The 21,930-nt window shown below is 56.1% G+C and carries 16 protein-coding genes; 9 read left to right on the top strand and 7 right to left on the bottom strand.

Annotated elements, in window-relative coordinates; all coding sequences use genetic code 11:
• Positions 1 to 29: 29 nt before the first annotated feature.
• The 6 genes from folK to thpR form a co-directional block, all read right to left on the bottom strand.
• Positions 30 to 509: a 2-amino-4-hydroxy-6-hydroxymethyldihydropteridine diphosphokinase gene (folK, locus tag ACQE3Y_RS16625; protein WP_426974512.1), complete on the bottom strand. Its 480-nt coding sequence runs from the start codon at positions 507 to 509 to the stop codon at positions 30 to 32.
• The gene (pcnB, locus tag ACQE3Y_RS16630; protein WP_426974561.1) at positions 506 to 1,912 is read right to left on the bottom strand and encodes a polynucleotide adenylyltransferase PcnB; all 1,407 of its coding nucleotides are present in this window, start codon (positions 1,910 to 1,912) and stop codon (positions 506 to 508) included. Before pcnB ends, folK begins: the two co-directional genes overlap by 4 nt.
• Before the next feature lie 37 nt (positions 1,913 to 1,949).
• Positions 1,950 to 2,876 (bottom strand): tRNA glutamyl-Q(34) synthetase GluQRS, encoded by a 927-nt coding sequence (gene gluQRS / locus ACQE3Y_RS16635; protein ID WP_426974513.1) that lies wholly within the window; start codon positions 2,874 to 2,876, stop codon positions 1,950 to 1,952.
• Positions 2,877 to 2,941: 65 nt separating this feature from the next.
• Positions 2,942 to 3,397, bottom strand: coding sequence for an RNA polymerase-binding protein DksA (gene dksA, locus ACQE3Y_RS16640; RefSeq protein WP_013507920.1), 456 nt, complete (start codon positions 3,395 to 3,397; stop codon positions 2,942 to 2,944).
• A 176-nt stretch (positions 3,398 to 3,573) separates the two neighbouring features.
• Positions 3,574 to 4,278, bottom strand: a complete 705-nt coding sequence (gene sfsA, locus ACQE3Y_RS16645) for a DNA/RNA nuclease SfsA (RefSeq protein WP_426974514.1) — start codon at positions 4,276 to 4,278, stop codon at positions 3,574 to 3,576.
• The gene (gene thpR, locus ACQE3Y_RS16650) at positions 4,275 to 4,808 is read right to left on the bottom strand and encodes an RNA 2',3'-cyclic phosphodiesterase (RefSeq protein WP_426974515.1); all 534 of its coding nucleotides are present in this window, start codon (positions 4,806 to 4,808) and stop codon (positions 4,275 to 4,277) included. Before thpR ends, sfsA begins: the two co-directional genes overlap by 4 nt.
• Before the next feature lie 76 nt (positions 4,809 to 4,884).
• Between thpR and hrpB the strand changes: the two genes are divergently transcribed.
• From hrpB to fhuB, 7 genes are all read left to right on the top strand, one after another.
• Positions 4,885 to 7,326: an ATP-dependent helicase HrpB gene (gene hrpB / locus ACQE3Y_RS16655; RefSeq protein ID WP_426982113.1), complete on the top strand. Its 2,442-nt coding sequence runs from the start codon at positions 4,885 to 4,887 to the stop codon at positions 7,324 to 7,326.
• Positions 7,327 to 7,406: 80 nt separating this feature from the next.
• Positions 7,407 to 9,929, top strand: a complete 2,523-nt coding sequence (mrcB, locus tag ACQE3Y_RS16660; RefSeq protein ID WP_426982114.1) for a bifunctional glycosyl transferase/transpeptidase — start codon at positions 7,407 to 7,409, stop codon at positions 9,927 to 9,929.
• A gap of 410 nt (positions 9,930 to 10,339) precedes the next feature.
• Positions 10,340 to 12,274: a methyl-accepting chemotaxis protein gene (locus ACQE3Y_RS16665; protein ID WP_426974518.1), complete on the top strand. Its 1,935-nt coding sequence runs from the start codon at positions 10,340 to 10,342 to the stop codon at positions 12,272 to 12,274.
• 316 nt (positions 12,275 to 12,590) lie between these two features.
• The gene (gene fhuA, locus ACQE3Y_RS16670; RefSeq protein ID WP_426974519.1) at positions 12,591 to 14,798 is read left to right on the top strand and encodes a ferrichrome porin FhuA; all 2,208 of its coding nucleotides are present in this window, start codon (positions 12,591 to 12,593) and stop codon (positions 14,796 to 14,798) included.
• 53 nt (positions 14,799 to 14,851) lie between these two features.
• On the top strand, positions 14,852 to 15,646 hold the full coding sequence (gene fhuC / locus ACQE3Y_RS16675; protein WP_085067936.1) for a Fe3+-hydroxamate ABC transporter ATP-binding protein FhuC: 795 nt from the start codon (positions 14,852 to 14,854) through the stop codon (positions 15,644 to 15,646).
• Between the two features lie 15 nt (positions 15,647 to 15,661).
• Positions 15,662 to 16,537, top strand: a complete 876-nt coding sequence (gene fhuD, locus ACQE3Y_RS16680; RefSeq protein WP_426982115.1) for a Fe(3+)-hydroxamate ABC transporter substrate-binding protein FhuD — start codon at positions 15,662 to 15,664, stop codon at positions 16,535 to 16,537.
• On the top strand, positions 16,534 to 18,519 hold the full coding sequence (gene fhuB, locus ACQE3Y_RS16685; RefSeq protein ID WP_426982116.1) for a Fe(3+)-hydroxamate ABC transporter permease FhuB: 1,986 nt from the start codon (positions 16,534 to 16,536) through the stop codon (positions 18,517 to 18,519). Before fhuD ends, fhuB begins: the two co-directional genes overlap by 4 nt.
• Positions 18,520 to 18,591: 72 nt before the next feature.
• On the opposite strand, the gene hemL is transcribed toward fhuB, so the two are convergent.
• Positions 18,592 to 19,872, bottom strand: a complete 1,281-nt coding sequence (hemL, locus tag ACQE3Y_RS16690; protein ID WP_426974522.1) for a glutamate-1-semialdehyde 2,1-aminomutase — start codon at positions 19,870 to 19,872, stop codon at positions 18,592 to 18,594.
• A 161-nt stretch (positions 19,873 to 20,033) separates the two neighbouring features.
• Here hemL and clcA point away from each other — a divergent pair, with 161 nt between their 5' ends.
• Positions 20,034 to 21,452, top strand: coding sequence for a H(+)/Cl(-) exchange transporter ClcA (gene clcA / locus ACQE3Y_RS16695; RefSeq protein ID WP_426974523.1), 1,419 nt, complete (start codon positions 20,034 to 20,036; stop codon positions 21,450 to 21,452).
• A 79-nt stretch (positions 21,453 to 21,531) separates the two neighbouring features.
• A complete protein-coding gene (gene erpA, locus ACQE3Y_RS16700) occupies positions 21,532 to 21,879 on the top strand; it encodes an iron-sulfur cluster insertion protein ErpA (protein WP_352410669.1) in 348 nt (115 codons plus the stop codon).
• Positions 21,880 to 21,930 lie beyond the last annotated feature (51 nt).

A 21,930-nucleotide genomic window follows, 5' to 3' on the forward strand; every position in this document is an offset into this window, starting at 1 on the left:
CGGCACGCCGGGTAAAACGGGCGTGCCTGTTACCAGGGCAGGATAGCGCTGCAGTCAAGCCCGGCGGCGACTGCAGCAAGCGGGTGGCCATCAGGCAGCCGGGCCTGCGGCGCGATTTCCAGCAGCGGCACCAGCATAAAGGCGCGATTATGCATATCGTAATGCGGCACCGTCAGGCGCGGCGTATGCAGCACCCGATCGCCGAACAGCAGAATATCGAGATCCAGCGTGCGCGGACCCCAGCGTTCCGCTTTACGCTCCCGCCCTTGTTCCAGCTCAATGCGCTGCGTATGGTCGAGCAGCGCTTCCGGCGACAACGCTGTATCAAGTGCCACGGCAGCGTTAAGATAGTCCGGCTGATCGGGCGGTCCATAGGGCGGGGTGCGATAAAAAGAGGAGACCGCGACCCGCTGCGTTTGTGGAATGGCATCCAGCGCATCAAGTGCGTTACGCACCTGATGCAGCGGATCGGCCAGATTACTGCCTAAGGCGAGATAGACGCGGGTCATGCGTTGCTGCTGTTATCGCGGCGCGGCGCGGCAGGGCGCTTGCGCGGACGACGCTGACGGCGACGCGCGACCGGCTCATCGCCGAGGTTTTTCAGCATATGATTCTGCTGCGGCGGCGCGGCGGCCTGGAATTCACCCCACCAGTTCGCCAGACGCTGCAGTTCAGCGTTGTTTTCCACTTCAGCGCGCAGCGCCAGCAGATCGTATGCGGCACGGAACTTAGGATGCTCCATCAGCTTAATCGCGCGCTTGCCGTGGCGACGAGACATCCGCAACTGTAGCTGCCAGATATCACGCACCAGCGTGGTAATCCGTTTCGGGATCGCCAGCGAGCGGCACGCCTCATCCAGCACATCATTCATTGCCAGCGCAAACGCATCGTAATAGGCAAGGCCGCTTTCCTGTGCGATACGCTGCGCATTTTCCAGCTGCGGATACCAGAACATCGCGGCAAACAAGAAGGCGGGATTCACGCGCATCTGGTTATGAATACGCGTATCGGTATTTTTCAATACCTGTGCCAGCATCTGCTCCATCTGGCTGTCGCTGTGTTCGGTAAAGCCACGGCTCAGGATCGGGAACAGCGGCTGGAACAGCTGATATTCGCGCAGCAGCAGATAGGTTTTGTAACCGTAACCCGCCTGCAGCAGCTTCAGCGCTTCTTCAAACAGACGCGCCGGAGGAATATCGTTCAGCAGCGTGGCAAGACGCGGTATTGGCTCAGCAGTGGTTTCCGCGATGGTCATATCCAGCTTGGCGGCAAAGCGCACCACGCGCAGCATCCTGACCGGATCTTCACGATAGCGCGTCTCAGGATCGCCAATCAGGCGGATAATGCCCTGTTGTAAATCCTGCAGGCCGCCGACGTAATCACGCACGCTAAAGTCAGCCACGCTGTAGTAAAGGCTGTTGATGGTTAAGTCGCGACGCTGGGCATCATCTTCAATGGTGCCAAAAATATTGTCGCGCAGCAGCATACCGTTTTGGCCGCGCTGTGCGTTGCTGTCTTCTTCAGCCTGATGATGACCACGGAACGTAGCCACTTCGATCACTTCAGGGCCGAACATCACATGAGCAAGACGGAAGCGACGGCCAACCAGACGGCAGTTGCGGAACAGCTTACGCATCTGCTCCGGCGTGGCGTTGGTGGTCACATCAAAATCTTTCGGCGCTTTACCCAGCAGCAGGTCACGGACACCACCGCCCACCAGATAGGCCTCATAGCCCGCTTTATTCAGGCGATAAAGGACTTTCAGGGCGTTTTCGCTAATGTCTTTGCGCGAGATGTTGTGACTTTCACGAGGGATGACGGTCATCTGCAGTTCGTCTTCCTCAACCTCTGCCAGTGCCGTCTCTTCACGACTCAGAACTTTACGGCAAAAATTAGCTACTCGGGTAAAAATAGGACACCTCGATAATGACGATAATTCGGTGGTAAAATCAGCGGCTAATCATAGCCTGTTGCGAACCATTTGAGAATGGTGTTGTCGTTTCAATGGCAGCCAGCGCGTCATCGCGCGGCACTTTTGCCAAATCCCACTGCGCAACAGCCAGCGCTAACAGCTGCGTGGTTGTTATATCCTGCCAGTTTTCCGGCGTATCTTGTCCCAGAAAGCGCAGCGCCCTGACCAGTACCGGGCGGGGATCGCCGCTGGGCAGGGCAGGCGCATGGTTCTGCTTCGACAGCTTATTGCCATCATGATTAAGCACCAGCGGCAGATGCAGGTAAGCTGGCTCCTGCCAACCCAGCTGACGCCAGAGCGCAATCTGCCGTACCGTGGGTGCAATTAAATCAGCGCCGCGCACGATTTCCGTCACGCCCTGAAAATGATCGTCCACCACTACCGCAAGGTTATAGGCAAACAGCCCGTCACGGCGATGAATAATAAAATCTTCTTCCGCCAGCGCGGCATCAACCTGCACTTCGCCGCGCAGTAAATCATGAAACTGCCTGACCGGCTGCCGCTGGCGCAGCCGCAATGCCGCCTGCTGCGGATCAAGATGCAGATCGCGGCAGTGACCATCGTAAAAGCCGCCAATCTGCTGAATGCGGCTACGGGTACAGGTGCAGTAATAACTTTGGCGATGCTGACGCAGCCACTCCAGCGCATCGCGGTAGGCCTGATGCCGCTGCGATTGCCACACCACTTCACCGTCCCAGTGCAGGCCGTAATGTTCCAGCTGATGCAGAATCGCGTTAGCAGCACCGGGCACTTCGCGCGGCGGATCGATATCTTCGATGCGTACCAGCCAGCGGCCACCCTGAGCACGGGCGTGCAGATAGCTGCCAAGCGCGGCAATAAGCGAGCCGAAGTGAAGTTCACCAGAAGGGGAAGGGGCAAAACGTCCTGTACAGGGAGTAGACATAACCGCTTTCACGTAACAGCGGCGGCGCGGAACAGATATCCCGCGCCACCGCTTTTCACGTGCCGTTAGCCAGCCATTTGTTTTTCGCGGATTTCCGCCAGCGTTTTACAGTCGATGCAAAGATCGGCGGTCGGACGCGCTTCAAGGCGACGAATACCAATTTCAACGCCACAGGATTCACAGTAGCCGAAATCGTCGTCTTCCACCTTTTTCAGGGTCTTCTCGATCTTTTTGATCAGTTTACGCTCGCGATCGCGGTTGCGCAGTTCGAGGCTGAACTCTTCTTCCTGAGCGGCCCGGTCGACCGGATCAGGAAAGTTAGCTGCTTCATCCTGCATATGAGATACCGTACGATCCACTTCATCCCTGAGTTGATTACGCCATGCTTCAAGAATTTTCCTGAAGTGAGACAGCTGGGCTTCGTTCATATACTCTTCGCCCGGTTTCTCCTGGTACGGCTCCACCCCAGCGATGGCGAGAATACTCAGGGACGATGTTTTACGGTTTTGCCCTTCTTGCATGTTGTTTCTCCTGGATAACACGCACTATCGATCCCCAGAGGGGAAAAAAACAGGCCGCTATAAATAACAGAAGCAGTCAAGGTTGGCAATTATTCCTGAACATGTCTTGACAAGCCTGTGAGGAAAAGCGTATTTAGCGCAACGCTACTTTTTATCACAACAAATCGCACTAAATATTACAACGCCAGGTTTATCCGCTGATTCAGCCACATGCCCGCTGGTGATAACTGCGCCTTATAACAGAGAACTTCCACTCCGCTCTGCTGTGCCTGTGCCAGTTGTTCTGCATAACGTGCGTCAATATGACGCGCGGGGGCTACGTCCTCAATCCCCGAGTGCAAAACAGTAAATAACATAACCGCGCGCTCGCCCCGTTGGGCGATGCTGGCCAGTTCACGCAGGTGCTTTTGGCCTCGCACGGTCACCGCATCCGGAAAATATCCTTTACCCTGTTGTAACAGTGTTACGGATTTCACTTCAATATAGCACTCCGGCTTATTGTGCGCCTGCAGCAGAAAATCGATTCGGCTGCGTTCTGCGCCATATTTGACTTCAGCCCGCAACTGCGGGTAACCAGACAATTCCGCAATTTGCTCTGTTGCCAGCGCTTCACGTACCAGCTGATTAGCACGCAGCGTATTGACACAGATAATATGGCCCGTTTGCGTTTGCGTTAGCTCCCAGCTGTGCGGATATTTACGCGTCAGGCTGGTGGAGGTGGAGTACCAAACGGTATCGCCAGGCGTTGCGCAGCCGGTCATGGCGCCGGTATTGGCGCAGTGTATCGTTAATGCCTCGCCTTCCGGCGTGACGACATCCGCAAGAAAGCGTTTATAGCGGCTTATCAGACGCGCCGGACGCAATGCCGGTTCAAAATTCATACGGACTCCTGCAGCGGCCAGCTTTGTAGCGCGCGATAGCGGGTTCGCCCCTGGGCGAAAACCGACTGGTATAAAGAAAAATGATCCACCGTAAACTGCCAGTGGAAATTACGCGGCGGCAGGGCAACCGGGCGCGTCGCGTTGCGCAGCAGGGTGATATGCGGATGAAACGGCTGTGGGCTTTGGTAACAGCCGCTGCGCGCCGCCTGAGCGCGCAGCATCTCCGCCAGCTGCAGCAGGCCGCGCGGCGCCTGACGACAGCCGAGCCAGACCACGCCGGGACGCGGCCAGTGTCCGGCATCATCCAGCTGTAGGGTAAAAGGCGGCTGCCGAATACGACCGGCCAGCTGTTGCAGCCCCTGCGCTTTTTCATCGCTGATTTCGCCAAGGAATGCCAGCGTAATATGCAGGCTGGCGGCCACCACCGGTCGCCCTGCCTCCTCGGGGAACTGTTCGGCGCGCCAGCGAACCAGCTGCTGTTGCAACGGTTTGGGTAATCCGATGCCGAAAAAGAGACGACGTGCGCTCATAACACTCTCCGGTAAACAACACAGAGGAATGCTACAATGCGCACCATCATAAGACCAATGCTGGACGGAGTTTCGTTTGAGTGAATTACCGGTAAGCGCCGTGCTGCCAGAGGTGCTGGCGGCATTAAAACAGGCGCCGCAGGTGTTGCTGGCTGCGCCGACGGGCGCGGGTAAATCCACCTGGCTGCCACTGCAGCTGTTACAGCAGGGCAACATTGCCGGACGCATTATTATGCTGGAGCCGCGTCGTCTGGCGGCGCGTAATGTCGCACAGCGTCTGGCGGAACAGCTGGGTGAAGAGCCCGGCGCAACCGTGGGTTATCGCATGCGCGCCGACAGTCGCGTTGGGCCTGCTACCCGGCTGGAAGTGGTCACCGAAGGCATTCTGACGCGCATGCTGCAACAGGATCCAATGCTGGACGGCGTTGGGCTGGTTATCCTGGATGAGTTTCATGAACGCAGTTTACAGGCCGATCTGGCGCTGGCGCTGCTGCTCGATGTTCAACAGGGGCTGCGCGACGATCTGCGCCTGTTGATTATGTCCGCTACGCTGGACAATGCGCGGTTAAGCGTGCGTCTGCCTGATGCGCCGCTGATTGTTTCCGAAGGCCGCAGTTTTCCGGTAGAGCGGCGCTATGCCAGCCTGCCGACGCAACTGCCGTTTGATGAGGCTGTCGCACGCGAGGTGGCCCAGCTGCTGCGCGAAGAAAGTGGTTCACTGCTGCTGTTTCTGCCAGGTGTGGGGGAAATCGAGCGGGTGAAAAACCAGCTGGCGCAGCGCGTCAGCAGCGATATTGAGCTGTGTCCGCTATATGGCGCGCTGCCGCTGGCAGCGCAGCGGCGGGCAATCCTGCCAGCGCCGCAGGGGAAACGTAAGGTGGTACTGGCGACTAATATCGCCGAAACCAGCTTAACTATTGACGGCATTCGTCTGGTGGTGGATAGCGCGCTGGAACGCACGGCGCGTTTCGATGCGCGCAGCGGCATTACGCGCCTGCAAACCCAGCGTATCAGTCAGGCGTCCATGACGCAGCGCGCCGGACGCGCCGGTCGTTTATCACCCGGCATCTGTTTACATCTGATCGCACGCGAGCAGGCGGAACGCGCCGCGGCGCAGAGCGAGCCGGAAATCTTACAAAGCGATTTAAGCGCATTATGGCTCGATTTACTGCAGTGGGGATGCCATGACGCCGCCCAGCTGAACTGGATTGATGCGCCGCCCGCGCCGGCGCTACTGGCGGCGCAAAAGCTGCTGAGGATGCTCGGCGCGCTTGGCGAAAACGGTCAGTTGACGGTACGGGGACGCGCAATGGCGAAGCTGGGCAGCGAACCACGGCTGGCGGCGTTATTAACCGCCACCCGCGATCGGGATGCGCAGGCAACGGCCGCCCGGCTGGCCGCTATCCTTGAAGAACCGCCGCGTCAGGGTAGTCGTAATCTCCTTGATCATCTGTTTACGCCGCACGCGGGCTGGCAACAGCGCGCTCGTCAGTTACAAAAGCGATTGAATGGCGCAGGCGGACAGCCGGACGCGATGCTGGCGCCAACGCTGCTGGCACAGGCGTTCCCCGATCGTCTGGCACGCCGACGGGGTGAAAGCGGCCGCTATCAGCTGGCGGGCGGCCCGGGCGCGATGCTCGATCATGAGGATGGACTCACGCGGCATGAATGGTTGATCGCGCCGCAGCTTCTTCAGGGCGATACGCAGGCTGAAGCACGTATCCTGCTGGCGCTGCCAGTAGAGATTACGACACTTCAGCGCGACTGCCCCGGCCTGGTACGTAGCGAAACCGATATCGAATGGGATGAAGCAAAAGGAACACTGCGCGCCTGGCAGCGCGATAAAATTGGCGTGCTGGCGCTGAAATCACAGCCGCTGGCGAAGCCTGATGCTGAGGTACTGCATCCGGCGATGCTGCGCTGGATCCGCGAAAAGGGGCTGGAAGTGCTTAACTGGACGCCGGAAGCGAGCCAGGTGCGGCTGCGGCTGCAATGCGCCGCGCAGTGGCTGCCGGAAGAGAAGTGGCCTGCGATGGATGATGAGTCGTTGCTCGCCACGCTGGAAAGCTGGCTGTTGCCGGAGATGAGCAACGTGCGTGATATGAAAGGTTTGCGTCAGGTGAGTCTGACGGGCGCATTATTACATTTGCTCACATGGTCACAACGCCAGCGGCTGGATAGTGCGTTACCAACTCATTACACTGTGCCGACCGGCAGTCGTCTGCCGATTCGCTATGATAGTGAGAAGCCGCCCGCGCTGGCGGTGCGCCTGCAGGAAATGTTCGGCGAGGCGCAAAATCCAACGATTGCGGAAGGGCGCGTAGCGCTGGTGCTGGAGCTGTTATCGCCCGCGCAGCGGCCATTGCAGATTACCCGCAATCTTGCCGCCTTCTGGCAGGGTGCATATCTGGAGGTGCAAAAAGAGATGAAAGGACGCTATCCCAAACATGCCTGGCCTGACGATCCGGCCAGCGCGTTACCTACGCGTCGCACCAAAAAATATGCGTCGCCGCAGTAGCCATCTTTCAGAGGGTTCTGCTTTTCGAAATGAAGTAGTAAGAACAGAGTAGCCGGCCATTACCTGGAGAAACGAAACAGATGTCTGGGAACGATCGCGAACCTATCGGGCGCAAAGGGAAACAGCCCAAACCGCCACGTCAATCGGGTGGACCGGGACGCCGCAGGGAAGAGTATAACGACGAAGAGAATGATGATTACCAGGAGGAAAGACCGGTGCCACGTAAAGGAAAAGGGCGGCCGCCGCGCAGCAAAAAAAGAAAATGGCTGGGATGGCTGATTAAGCTATTTATCGTGTTTGTGGTGGTGATGGCTGCCTATGGCGTTTACCTTGATTCAGAAATTCGCAGCCGTATCGATGGCAAAGTCTGGCAGTTGCCGGCGGCGGTGTATGGTCGTATGGTCAGCCTTGAGCCAGGCATGGCCTACAATAAAAAAGAGATGATTGCGCTGCTGGAAGGCACACAGTATCGCCAGGTAACGCGCATGACGCGGCCCGGTGAGTTTACCGTGCAGGCGAACAGCATCGAAATGATCCGCCGTCCGTTTGATTTCCCCGACAGTAAAGAAGGGCAAATTCGTGCACGTCTGACGTTCAGCAACAGCACCCTGAGCGAAATCAAAAACCTTGATAGCGGACGTGACTTTGGTTTCTTTCGGCTCGACCCGCGCCTGATCACCATGCTGCAATCCCCTAACGGTGAGCAGCGCCTGTTTGTGCCGCGCGCCGGTTTCCCCGATCTGTTGGTTGATACGCTGATCGCAACCGAAGACCGTCATTTCTATGAGCACGACGGCATTAGCCTTTACTCGATTGGCCGTGCCTTCCTGGCGAATATTACCGCCGGGCGTGCGGTGCAGGGCGGCAGTACGCTGACGCAGCAGTTGGTGAAAAACCTGTTCCTCACCAACAAGCGCTCCCTGTGGCGTAAAGCCAATGAAGCCTACATGGCGCTGATTATGGATGCGCGCTACAGCAAAGATCGCATTCTTGAACTCTATCTGAACGAGGTCTATCTGGGTCAGGCCGGTAACGATCAGATCCGGGGCTTTCCGCTGGCCAGTCTCTATTACTTTGGTCGCCCGGTGGATGAGCTGAGCCTCGATCAGCAGGCGCTGCTGGTTGGTATGGTTAAAGGCGCATCCTTGTATAACCCGTGGCGTAATCCAACGCTGTCGCTGGAGCGCCGCAATCTGGTGCTGCGTCTGTTACAACAGCAGAAGGTAATCGATCAGGAGCTGTATGACATGCTCAGTGCCCGACCGCTTGGTGTACAGCCAAAAGGCGGGGTTATTACGCCGCAGCCAGCCTTTATGCAGATGGTGCGCGGTGAGCTGCAGGCGAAACTGGGCGATAAGGTAAAAGATCTCTCCGGCGTGAAAATTTTCACCACGCTCGATCCGGTTTCACAGGATGCGGCAGAAAAAGCGGTGGAAGAGGGCATCCCGGAGCTGAAAAAACAGCGCGGCCTGAAGGACCTGGAAACCGCGATGGTGATTGTTGACCGCTTTAGCGGCGAAGTCCGGGCGATGGTCGGCGGGGCCGATCCGCAGTTTGCTGGCTATAACCGTGCCATGCAGGCGCGCCGTTCCATTGGCTCGCTGGCGAAACCGGCAACTTATCTCACCGCGCTGTCACAGCCGGATACGTATCGTCTGAATACCTGGATCGCTGATGAACCTATCGCGCTTAAACAACCCAACGGTCAGGTATGGAAGCCGCAGAATGATAATCGTCGTTTCAGCGGTAAAGTGATGTTGGTAGACGCGCTGACCAACTCCATGAACGTTCCTACGGTCAACCTGGGAATGACGCTGGGGCTGGACAGCGTAATGAGTACCTGGATCAAACTGGGGCTGCCGAAAGATCAGCTGCATCCGGTACCGGCAATGCTATTGGGTGCACTTAACCTGACACCGATTGAAGTCGCGCAGGCGTTTCAGTCGATTGCCAGCGGCGGTAACCGTGCGTCACTCTCTGCCGTGCGCTCAGTGATTGCCGAAGATGGCAGCGTGCTGTATCAGAGCTTCCCACAGGCGGAGCGTGTTGAACCGGCGCAGGCGGCTTATCTGACGCTTTATGCCATGCAACAGGTGGCGGCACGAGGGACTGCGCACGCGCTGGGCGCACGCTATCCTGACGCGCATCTGGCCGCGAAAACCGGTACCACTAACAATCAGGTCGACAGCTGGTTTGCTGGCGTGGATGGTAAAGAAGTGGCGATTACCTGGGTAGGACGCGACAATAACCAGCCGACGAAGCTCTATGGTTCGTCAGGCGCGATGCAGCTCTATCGCCGCTATCTGGATAACCAGGCTCCGATGCCGCTGGTGCTGACGCCGCCGGAGGATATTGCTTCGATGGCCGTGGATTCTGCCGGCAATTTTGTCTGTGATACCGGCAGCAGCGGCTGGCGTACGCTTCCGGTATGGACCACGGATGCCACCGCGCTTTGTCAGCAGCAGTGGCAGCAGCAACAGTTGCAACAGCAACAGTTGCAACAGCAGCAGATGCAACAACAGCAGCAGCAACAACAGCAACCGCAACAACAGGATAGCGATGGCGTTGCCGGCTGGATAAAAGACATGTTTGGCGGTAATTAACCCACGTTACTGAGCCATAAATAGAACGGGCGCATCCGCAAGGAGCGCCCGTTTTTTTGGCGTTGTCTGCTCTGACGGAGGGATAAGGTAAAACGGCCTGTGTTAAACAGGATATTAGGTTTTATTTAAAGCATTAAACGCATCTAAGAAATTTTCTGTTAGCTTTTAACAAAGAGCTCGCTTGTTTTTTATTGCTTTGTGAGAAATTGCTGTGTTATTTTTTTTCAGGCAATAACGCTTTCGCTGAAGAGTGATAATGGGTGAATGGTTTGCTATTTATTGCTTCTTTTTATTCTGTTAAGAAATGTCAGATTTTTCCAGGGATGTTAAATCTGTCTAATTATGGTTGGCGTTTTTAGCCAGCAGAATCGAAAGATATGGGTATCTGTCTTAATAAAAAGGAATTTACTGTGGGAAATTTATTAAAGAATATTAATTTATCCGCTAAATTAGCAATGCTGGGCCTGTTTGCCCTGGTGCTTTTTGTTTTACCTACCGCGTTATTGGTTAAACAAGGCAATGAAGCAATTGATGTGAAGCAGCAAGAGATTAGAGGTATTCTGACAGAAAAAGAACTATTAACCTTGCTCGGTATCTATCAGCGTCACTGGGATGAAAGCCATCTTATCATTTCTAAGGGTAAAGGCACTTCGCCAGCCCACTCAGCTACGATAAGCGAGGCAGAGAAGCTGCAAACCTCTCAGCTTAAAAACCTGACCATGATGCAGGCCAAATTTGCGATGAAAAAAATGCAAAGCACCATAGATATATGGGCAGAGCTGCAGCGCAAGCTAAGCGATCCTGCGTTTACGCTGACTGAAAATAATATAATGCATGAAAAGCTGATCTCCTCGTTGCTGGATGTGATTGTAGACGTACTTGATTTTTCAAAGCTGTCACTGGACGCAGATTTGGACAGCTATCAGTTGATGCTGAGCACTTTTAACCGCATCCCGGAGATGATTGCTGGCCTGGCTCAGGTGCGAGGCAGCGGGGCCGAGTTTTTAGCGACCAATAATGTGAAGAAAGAGGCGGACTATGACCGGGTTGCCGATCAGATAGAACAGACAAAGAGATCGCTGGATATATTCCATAAATACTTTATGAAGGCATTTGCCCTGAACGATGAATTAAAGATAAAACTGTCTCAGCCGGTTGAACAACTATGGAAAGTATCGGCGGAGGCGCTACAGGTTGCAGATAATATCTTTACTCATCGGCAAACGATTAAATTGAGTGAAAGCGATTATACCCTGCGTTTTAATACGATTTTAAATAAATATGAACATCTTGGTCATACCGCTGCAGACTCGCTTACACAGCTGCTTACTCAACAGAGCGACAACAAGCGTCTTTCACAGATATGGTTACTGGGATCGCTGATTTTAATAGCTTTAATGATGGTTGCTTTTACCATATTTATTGTAAAAACAGTGACCCGCCCGCTTAATGAAGCGACCATGATTGCCCAAAAGGTCGCCAGCGGCGATTTAACCCATAATATTCAGGTGGACGGCAATAACGAAACAGCCTCCCTGTTGCGTTCACTCAGTGAAATGAACCATCGTTTGTCGAGTCTGGTTTTTTCTATTCAGGAGAGTTCGGACGTTATCGCCAGCTCTTCTGAAGAGATTGCCAGCGGCAACCAGAATCTTTCCGAGCGGACAGAGAGTCAGGCGGCATCGCTTGCTGAAACGGCGGCCAGCATGGAACAGCTGACCTCCATTATCGGTCAGAACGCGGATAACACGCGTCACGCAGCCGAAATGGCGCAGGAGGCGACAGAAGCCGCATTAAGCGGCGGGGAAGCGATGGAGTCTGTTAAAGCCTCTATGGAGCAGATCAACAACAGCGCCGGGCAAATTCAGGAGATCATTGGCGTGATTGATGGCATCTCTTTTCAAACCAACATCCTGGCATTGAATGCGGCGGTCGAGGCGGCGCGCGCGGGGGAGCATGGTAAAGGTTTTGCCGTGGTCGCCGCTGAGGTACGTGCGCTGGCGCAGCGCTCGGCAACCGCCGCACGTGAGATTAAACAGCTGATTGAGCAGTCGGTGGTGCATTCTATGCAGGGCATTAATATGGTGCAGGATGCCCGGAAGAAAGTGAACCAAAGCGTTACCTCGATCGAACAGACCGCGCAGCTGGTTAAAGATATTTCGTCCTCCTCTGAAGAGCAAAGCGCCGGGATTTCGCAGATCAGCATCGCTGTTAATCAAATGGACAGCTCGACCCAACAGAATGCCGCGCTGGTAGAGCAGTCGGCAGCGGCCTCCGGATTGCTGGCTGAACGGGCAAGGGCGTTGCGTGAGGCGATTTCAGTGTTTCGCACCAGTAAAACGTAATAGAGATGAAGCGGGGCGATGCCACAGTAACATTGATCGCTTTCCCGCCGTGAATGGGAAAACAGACGGCGGGACAAAACCACGAACCCAAAGGGAGTGTACGGGCGCATCAGGATGCGCCCGTTTTTTGATCTGACTCATAGCGCCTCGATCACCGCTTTAAAGCTGGCCTGCAGGGCACGTATATCCCCGCATTAGGGCTTGCAGATCTGAGTTTGTTTCGCATATTATCCAACCACAACAATAAGCATACGAATAATTATCGTTTGCGTTTCCTTTTTCATCGCCTGACCTATTTCCACTCAGAGAAAACATAATGGCAAATGCGCGTAGTAAAATTTTTACTGCTTCCGCTACGGCGGGCTTGTTGAAACGTCCGCTGGCGGTGTTGGTGGCGCTAACCCTGGCGGGAGGAGGCTCTGCCTTTGCCGCAGAGCAGACGCTGGTGGTGGATGCCACAGCCGACGCGCCGCAGGAAAGTGCATGGGGACCGGCTGCAACTATCGCCGCTAAGCACAGCGCAACCGGCACCAAAACCGATACGCCAATCGAAAAGAACCCGCAGTCAGTATCGGTGGTAACACAACAAGAGATGGAAGCGCACGGCATCACGTCTGTTAAAAGTGCTTTTAATTATGCACCTGGCGTTCTGACCAATAACCGTGGCAGCTCTGAGGTTATTGACGCGTTGTCAATTCGTGGGTTTAGTGAAACCAATACCAACCAGTATTTGGATGGGCTGAAGCTGCAAGGTGATAATTATTCCGAGTTTGCTATAGATCCTTATTTCCTTGAACGGGCTGAGTTATTACGCGGCCCGGCTTCCGTACTCTATGGTAAGAGCAACCCGGGCGGCGTTGTTGCTTTGGTCAGTAAGCGACCAACTACGACACAGCTACGCGAAGTACAGTTCAGAATGGGAAGTAATAACCTCTTTGCGACTGGTTTCGACTTTTCTGATGCACTCGATGATAACGGAGTATATAGCTATCGTCTGACCGGTCTGGCACGCAGCCAGGATGCGCAGCAAGAGATGAACAAAGAGAAACGCTACACTATTGCGCCTTCTTTTAGCTGGCGGCCAGATAACAATACTCGCTTCGATTTACTGACAATGTTCCAGAACGAGCCTGAGACCGGTTATTATGGCTGGCTGCCGCGTCAGGGAACCGTAGTGCCGATTATTGAAGCAAATGGTAATGAGCATAAGCTACCAACCAATTTTGATGAAGGTGAAAAAAGCAATAAAATTTCGCGTAACACTAAAATGGTTGGTTATAACTTTGAACACCGTTTTAATGATACCTGGACTGTGCGTCAGAACCTGCGTTATGCCGATCTGCATACTGATTACCGCAGTATTTATGGCAGTAGCTTTACTGCTGCTACCAATGAGATCATCCGTGGAGCAGCATTCTCCAAAGAACACCTGACTACGTTTACGGTTGACAACCAGGCTGAAGCAAAATTAGCCACAGGCGAGGTCAGTCATATTATATTAGCTGGCGTAGATTATCAGCGTACCCGCAATGATATTGATGCGCAGTTTGGTACGGCAAGCTCCATTAACGCGATCAATCCTCAGTATGGCAATGCCAGCTGGTCGCCTTACTCTTCCCCCTATAACTACCTGAATCGCCAGGAGCAAACTGGTCTCTATGCTCAGGATCAGATGGAATGGAACCGGTGGGTGCTGACCCTTGGTGGTCGCTATGATTTTGCCAAAACCTCGGCTAATAACCGTTTTGCCGGTACGACAGTAGAAAAACATGACCAGGCTTTTACCTGGCGCGGCGGCTTGAATTATCTCTTTGATAATGGTGTAGCCCCCTATTTCAGTTACAGTGAGTCTTTCCTGCCCACATCTGGCACCACCGTAGAAGGCCAGCCGTTTGATGCCTCGCGCGCTAAGCAATATGAGGCAGGCGTAAAATATGTACCAAAAGATCGACCTCTGGTCGTAACGGCTGCTGTTTATCAATTAACGAAGAGCAAAAACCTGACTGCCGATCCCGATCCGCAAAACGTTGGCTGGAGCGTTCAGGGGGGCGAGATACGCTCGCGCGGTCTGGAGCTGGAAGCTAAAGCGGCCCTTAATGCCAACGTCAATATGACCGCTTCTTATACTTATATTGATGCAGAATATACGCACGACACTCAGTTGCAGGGACGCACGCCGGTGCAAGTACCGCGGCAGATGGCTTCCCTGTGGGGCGATTACACCTTTAACGAAACGGCTTTTTCTGGTTTGACGCTGGGCGCAGGGGTGCGCTACGTTGGCGAAAGTAAAGGTCTCTACAGCGTGGGTGATAATGCCAATAAAAACTTTGATGTAGCAGGTTACACCACGGTGGATGCCGCCGTGAAATATGATCTGGCTCGCTTTGGACTGCCGGGATCCAGCGTAGGGGTGAATGTGAATAATTTGTTTGACAGAGAGTACGTTGCCAGCTGTTATCGCGATTATGCCTGCTATTGGGGCGCTGAACGCCAGGTGGTTGCTACCGCAACGTTCCGTTTCTAAATCCATCCATCCGGGCGCGGCTTTGGTCGCGTCCGTCACCGTTGAAGATAACCATGTCACATCAGCTGTCACAGGAAACCACCTTCACGCTCGATCAAGTCAGTTTTCGCGTGCCCGGACGCACGCTGCTGCATCCTCTCTCGCTTACCTTTCCCAGCGGTAAAGTTACCGGCCTGATCGGTCATAACGGCTCCGGCAAATCGACCTTGCTAAAAATGTTAGGCCGACATCAGCCCGCCAGCGAAGGGCGCGTGCTGTTAAATGGCAAACCGCTGGACCAGTGGAACAGCAAGGCCTTTGCCCGGCAGATTGCCTATTTACCTCAGCATCTGCCGCCAGCGGAGGGAATGACGGTGCGGGAGCTGGTAGCGGTAGGCCGCTATCCGTGGCACGGCGCGCTGGGGCGCTACGGTGAAGAAGATCGTCAGCGCGTGGAGGAAGCGATTACGCTGGTGGGGTTGAAGCCCCTTGCCCGGCGTCTGGTGGATAGTCTCTCCGGCGGCGAACGGCAACGCGCCTGGCTGGCGATGCTGGTGGCGCAGAACAGCCGCTGCCTGCTGCTGGATGAGCCTACGTCGGCGCTGGACATTGCGCATCAGGTAGAGGTGCTGGCGCTGATCCAGCGTCTTAGCCAGCAGCGTGGGCTGACGGTAATTGCCGTTCTGCACGATATCAATATGGCGGCACGCTACTGCGATTCGCTGGTCGCGCTACGCGCCGGTGAGATGATCGCTCAGGGCGCGCCGGCGGACATCATGCACAGCGAAGTGCTGGAACGCATCTATAACATTCCAATGGGCATTCTGCCGCACCCGCAGGGTGGCGCGCCGGTCAGCTTTGTTTACTGATACAAGGATGTGGTTATGTTGCCAATAACACGCCGTCGTTTGCTTACCGCTATGGCGATCTCTCCGCTGCTCTGGCAGCAAACGCTGCGGGCTGAAACAATTGATTCGCAGCGCATTGTCGCCCTGGAATGGCTGCCGATTGAATTAATGATGGCGCTGGGCGTGGTGCCGATGGCCGCAGCTGAACTGTTTAACTATCGCGACTGGGTCGGCAAGCCTGAACTGCCTGCGAGCGTAATAGATGTTGGGCTGCGCGTTGAGCCGAACCTTGAATTGCTGACGCAACTGAAACCCTCTCTGATTCTTTATTCCAGCGGCTATGGCCCCTCACCGCAAACTCTGGCGCGTATCGCTCCCAGCCAGGGATTCGCCTTTAACAACAGCGACGGTAAGCCGTTAACGGCGGCACGTCAGTCGCTAACGCAGCTGGCGCAGCGTATCGGCCGAGAGCCGCAGGCGCGGGCACACCTGGCGATGCTTGATGAATTTTTTGCCGATATGCGTATGCGTCTTGCACCGCGCGCTGCGAAGCCGCTGTTGCTGATGTCGTTAATTGATAAACGTCATGCGATTGTTTTTGGCAAAGGCAGCCTGTTTTTAGAAGTGATGCAAAATCTTGGGCTGCAAAACGCCTGGCAGGGCGAAACGAATTTCTGGGGCAGCGCAGTGGTAGGGATCGAGCGTCTGGCGAGCATAGTTGATGCGGATGTGCTCTGTCTGAGCCACGGTGATAATGCCTTAATGAAGCAGATCGCTGCAACCGAGCTTTGGCAGTCGCTGCCTTTTGTACGTCAGCAACGTTTTACCCGCGTGCCAACCGTCTGGTTTTATGGTGCAACGCTCTCGGCGATGACGTTTTGCCGTATTCTCGATAATGTGCTGGAGGCATGATGCACAGGCGTTTCGCTTTTCCGGTAATGCTGATCGGTGCGCTGTTTCTGGGCGCGCTGGCATTGACCGGCCTGAATTTTACTCATCATCTGCCAACACCGCAGTGGCTACATGCGTTAATGCAGCCGGATCGCAATAATATCGATCAGATGGTGTTTCACTTTAGCCTGCTGCCCAGGCTGGCGGTGGCGCTGCTGGCCGGGGCAGGGCTGGGGCTGGTGGGCGTGCTTTTCCAACAGGTATTACGCAACCCGCTGGCGGAGCCGACCACGCTTGGCGTGGCGAGCGGCGCTCAGCTTGGCATCACGGTTGCAACCCTGTGGGCGCTGCCGGGCGGAATGCTCACGCAGCAGATCGCTGCGATGACGGGCGCGGTACTCATCGGCCTGCTGGTGTTTGGCATCGCCTGGGGGAAACGGCTGTCGCCGGTGACCCTGATCCTCGCCGGGCTGGTAATGAGCCTTTACTGCGGCGCGGTTAATCAGATCTTCGCTATCTTCAATCACGATCAGCTACAAAACCTTTTCTTGTGGAGTACTGGCTCATTAAGCCAGCAGGACTGGAGCAACGTGACCTTTTTGCTGCCGCGTCTTCTGCTGGGCTTTGCGCTGGCGCTGTTGTTGCGGCGGCCTCTTACGGTGCTGGGGCTGGACGATGGTGTCGCTAAAAATCTGGGTATGGCGCTGTCGCTGGTGCGGCTGGCGGCGCTGGGGCTGGCAATCATTCTGAGCGGCATGCTGGTAAATGCTGTCGGCATCATCTCCTTTATCGCGCTGTTTTCACCGCTGATGGCGAAACTGCTGGGCGCACGCCGTCTGGTTAGTCGTATGTTACTGGCCCCGCTGCTGGGCGCACTGTTGCTTTGGCTGACGGACCAGTGCGTGATTTGGCTGACCGATAACTGGCGTGAGATTTCAACCGGCACCTTAACGGCGCTGGTCGGCGCACCAGTTCTGCTGTGGCTGTTGCCGCGCCTGCGTACCGGGGCGGTGCCGTCGCCGCTGAATCAGGGCGACCGCGTGCCTGCGGAGCGTCAGCATGTGCTGTGGTGGGTGCTGGCGGCGCTTGGTGTACTGCTGCTGCTGGCGGTTACCGCGCTATCGCTGGGGCGCGATGCGCACGGCTGGCTGTGGGCGAGCGGCGAACTCTGGCATCAGCTCCAACCGTGGCGCGCACCGCGCATGGTGGCCGCGCTGGCGGCAGGGGTGATGCTGGGCGTGGCGGGCAGCCTGATACAGCGCCTGACCGGTAATCCCATGGCCAGCCCGGAAGTGCTGGGCATCAGCTCTGGCGCAGCCTGCGGCGTGGTGCTGATGTTGTTTCTGGTGCCGGGCGACGCTTTTGCCTGGCTACTGCCTGCCGGCAGCCTTGGCGCGGCGGTTACGCTGCTGCTGATTATGCTGGTGGCCGGGCGCGGCGGTTTTTCGCCGGAGCGTATGCTGCTGGCGGGGATGGCTTTCAGCACCGCCTTTACCACATTACTGGCGATGCTGCTGGCCAGCGGCGATCCGCGCATGGCGCAGCTGCTGAGCTGGATCTCAGGTTCAACCTATGGCGTGGATGCGGCACAGGCGTTGCGCACCGCGCTGGTAGCCGTGGTGCTGGTGGTGATAGCTCCGCTCGCCAGCCGCTGGTTAACCATTTTGCCGCTGGGCAGCGCCACGGCGCGTTCCATTGGCGTCGCACTGATGCCGGCGCGTTTTAGTTTGCTGCTGCTGGCTTCTGCGTTGACTGCCGCCGCGACGCTAACCATCGGACCACTCAGTTTTATTGGGCTGATGGCGCCGCATATCGCACGTATGCTGGGATTCCGGCGGGCGCTGCCGCAGATGGTGGTTGCTGCGCTGATGGGCGGCGGTCTGATGATTGTGGCCGACTGGGGCGGCAGAATGGCGGCGTTTCCGAATCAGATCCCGGCGGGACTACTGGCAACCTTTATCGGCGCGCCTTATTTTGTCTGGCTACTGCGGAAAGTGAAATAACAACGGGCGCCGCAGGGCGCCCGTTAACGTTTGATGATGGCGGCGCGAGTTAAGCCGGCTACAGGTAAACCCTTACAAACGCGCAAAGCTGCGACGCGCCGCATCAACCGTGCGCTGGATATCCTCAGCGCTGTGCGCCAGCGACATAAAGCCCGCTTCAAACGCCGACGGCGCCAGGTACACCCCTTCCTCCAGCATGAAATGGAAGAAACGCTTAAAGCGTTCGGTATCGCATCGCGTCACATCGTCATAACAGGTGACTTGTGCCGCATCGGTGAAGAACAGACCGAACATGCCGCCGACATGGTTCACCACCAGCGGGATATTTTCCGCCTGGGCCGCCGCACGGAGACCCTGCGCCAGCTGGGTCGTGAGCTCGGTCAGCGTGGCGTGCGTGCCGGGTCGGGAGATTTCCGTCAGGCAGGCGTAACCGGCGGCCATCGCGATAGGGTTGCCAGAGAGCGTACCCGCCTGGTAAACCGGGCCGGTCGGCGCCAGCGCTTCCATCACGTCACGACGTCCGCCGAATGCACCTACCGGCATGCCGCCGCCGATGATTTTGCCCAGGCAGGTCAGATCCGGCGTTACGCCATAGTGCGCCTGAGCGCCGCCCAGTGCTACGCGGAAGCCGGTCATCACCTCATCGATAATCAGCAGCGCGCCGAACTCGTCGCACAGCGCGCGCAGGCCGGGCAGAAAATCGGGCTGCGGCGGAATACAGTTCATATTGCCCGCTACCGGCTCAACGATAATACAGGCGATTTCATGCGGATATTGTTCGAACGCGGCGCGTACCGAGGCCAGGTCATTGTAGGTGCAGGTCAGGGTATGCTTTGCGAAATCTGCCGGAACGCCAGGTGAATTCGGCTGGCCGAGCGTCAGGGCGCCGGAACCCGCTTTCACCAGCAGGCAGTCGGCATGGCCATGATAACAACCTTCAAATTTGATGATCTTATCGCGTCGGGTGAAGCCGCGCGCCAGGCGAATGGCGCTCATGGTGGCTTCGGTGCCGGAGTTAACCATCCGCACCATTTCCATTGACGGTACCAGTTTGCACACCAGTTCCGCCATCTTCACTTCCATCTCGGTCGGCGCGCCAAAGCTTAAACCGCGCTCTGCCGCCTCAATGACCGCGTTGCGGATCGCCGGATGATTATGGCCCAACACCATCGGCCCCCAGGATCCAACATAATCGATATAGGCTTTGCCGTCGGCATCGTACAGCCAGGCGCCATCGGCACGCTCAATAAATAACGGGACGCCGCCGACGCCGGTAAAGGCGCGTACCGGCGAGTTTACGCCGCCGGGAATGGAACGCTGCGCCTGCTGATACAGGTTTTCGGACTTACTCATTAATCGGCTCCTGAATGAAAGAAAAACCCGACCATTCTACGGGAACTTAGGGCCACGTTGAATGGCTGGCAAAAAGAGTATTGCGCAGGCTGGCATTTTTTGCCCCTTTATGGGGTGCGGCGTATGATAACGGACTTGATTAATTTACTGATGTGAGCGTTATGAACCAAACACCCACCTCCACCGAGCAGTTACATGTGGTTCCCCTGCGGCGTACCGATTTTCTGCGGATGCTGCTACGGCGTGATAAAACCCCCGTCGCGATTCTGTTTGTCGCAGGCATCGTCGGCACGCTGGCCGGGCTGATTGGGGTCGCGTTTGAGAAAGCGGTAACGGCGGTACAGGCCTGGCGGCTGGGCGTGGTGGCCAGCACAGGCGATCATCTGTGGCTGGCTTTTCCTCTGGCCTTTTTATTGTCGGCGCTGCTGGCCGTTTTCGGTTACTGGCTGGTGCGGCGCTTTGCGCCAGAAGCGGGCGGCTCTGGTATTCCGGAAATCGAAGGCGCGCTGGAAGAACTGCGTCCGGTACGCTGGTGGCGCGTGATCCCGGTTAAATTCCTTGGCGGCATGGGCACGCTGGGGGCTGGCATGGTGCTGGGAAGGGAAGGGCCAACGGTGCAGCTGGGCGGCAACGTTGGGCGCATGGTGCTGGATCTTTTCCGTATGCGCAGCGCTGAAGCGCGCCATTCGCTGCTGGCTACCGGAGCCGCCGCCGGTCTTTCCGCCGCGTTTAATGCGCCGCTGGCCGGCATTCTGTTTATTATCGAAGAGATGCGTTTGCAGTTCCGCTATAGCCTGATCTCCATTAAAGCGGTATTTATCGGCGTGATCATGTCGAGCATCGTGTTTCGCTATTTCAACGGCGAACATGCGGTGATTGCCGTCGGCAAGCTTGCCAGTGCGCCAATTAATACGCTGTGGCTCTATCTGGTGCTGGGTATGCTGTTCGGCATCGTCGGCGTGCTGTTTAACCGCCTGATTTTTATTACTCAGGACTTTTTTCAGCGGCTGCACGGCGGCGTGATGAAAAAAGCGCTGATTATCGGGGCGCTGCTGGGTGGGCTGTGCGGGGTTCTTGCGGTGATTAAACCAGAAGCGGCAGGCGGTGGATTTAGTCTGATCCCCATCGCGGCGGCAGGGCACTATACCGTAGGGATGCTGCTGTTTATTTTTATCGCGCGCGTGGTTACCACGCTGCTCTGTTTCGGTTCAGGCGCGCCGGGCGGCATCTTTGCGCCGATGCTGGCGTTGGGCACGTTGTTGGGCACCGCTTTCGGCATGGCCTGCGCTTCGCTGCTGCCGGCGTTGACGCTCGATCCTGGTACCTTTGCTATTGCCGGTATGGGCGCGCTGTTTGCCGCCTCGGTGCGTGCGCCTCTGACCGGCATCGTGCTGGTGCTGGAGATGACCGATAATTATCAGCTGATTTTACCGATGATTATTACCTGCCTCGGCGCAACGCTGCTGGCGCAGTTTCTGGGCGGCAAGCCGCTCTACTCCTCACTATTGGCCAGGACGCTGGCAAAGCAGCAGGCACAGCAGGATCGGGAAAAGGCACAGAGTGCGAGGGCGGATACTTGATTGCTGCACCAGGCTATTAGATAATATTGACAAGCGCGGCCATTTCTGGCCTGAGCCGGATCAATTGCGGAGTGTTTCAATGAGTGATGAAGTAGCAGCACTGCCGCTGCAATTTACCGAGGCGGCAGCCAGCAAGGTGAAAACCCTGATTGCTGATGAAGATAATCCTGATCTGAAACTGCGGGTTTATATTACCGGTGGCGGTTGCAGTGGTTTCCAGTACGGCTTCACCTTCGACGATAAAATCAACGATGGCGATATGACCATTGAGAAAGCAGGCGTGTCGCTGGTTGTGGATCCGATGAGTCTGCAATACCTGGTGGGTGGCGCGGTGGATTATACCGAAGGCCTGGAAGGTTCCCGTTTTATCGTAACCAACCCCAATGCTAAAACCACCTGCGGCTGTGGTTCTTCCTTTAGCATCTGACAGAAGCGCGTGCTTTACTTCCTGTAAAGCACGCTAATTATTCCTGCCCTT

It is taken from the genome of Pantoea sp. FN0305 (genome assembly GCF_050113845.1).
Lineage (GTDB): Bacteria > Pseudomonadota > Gammaproteobacteria > Enterobacterales > Enterobacteriaceae > Mixta > Mixta alhagi.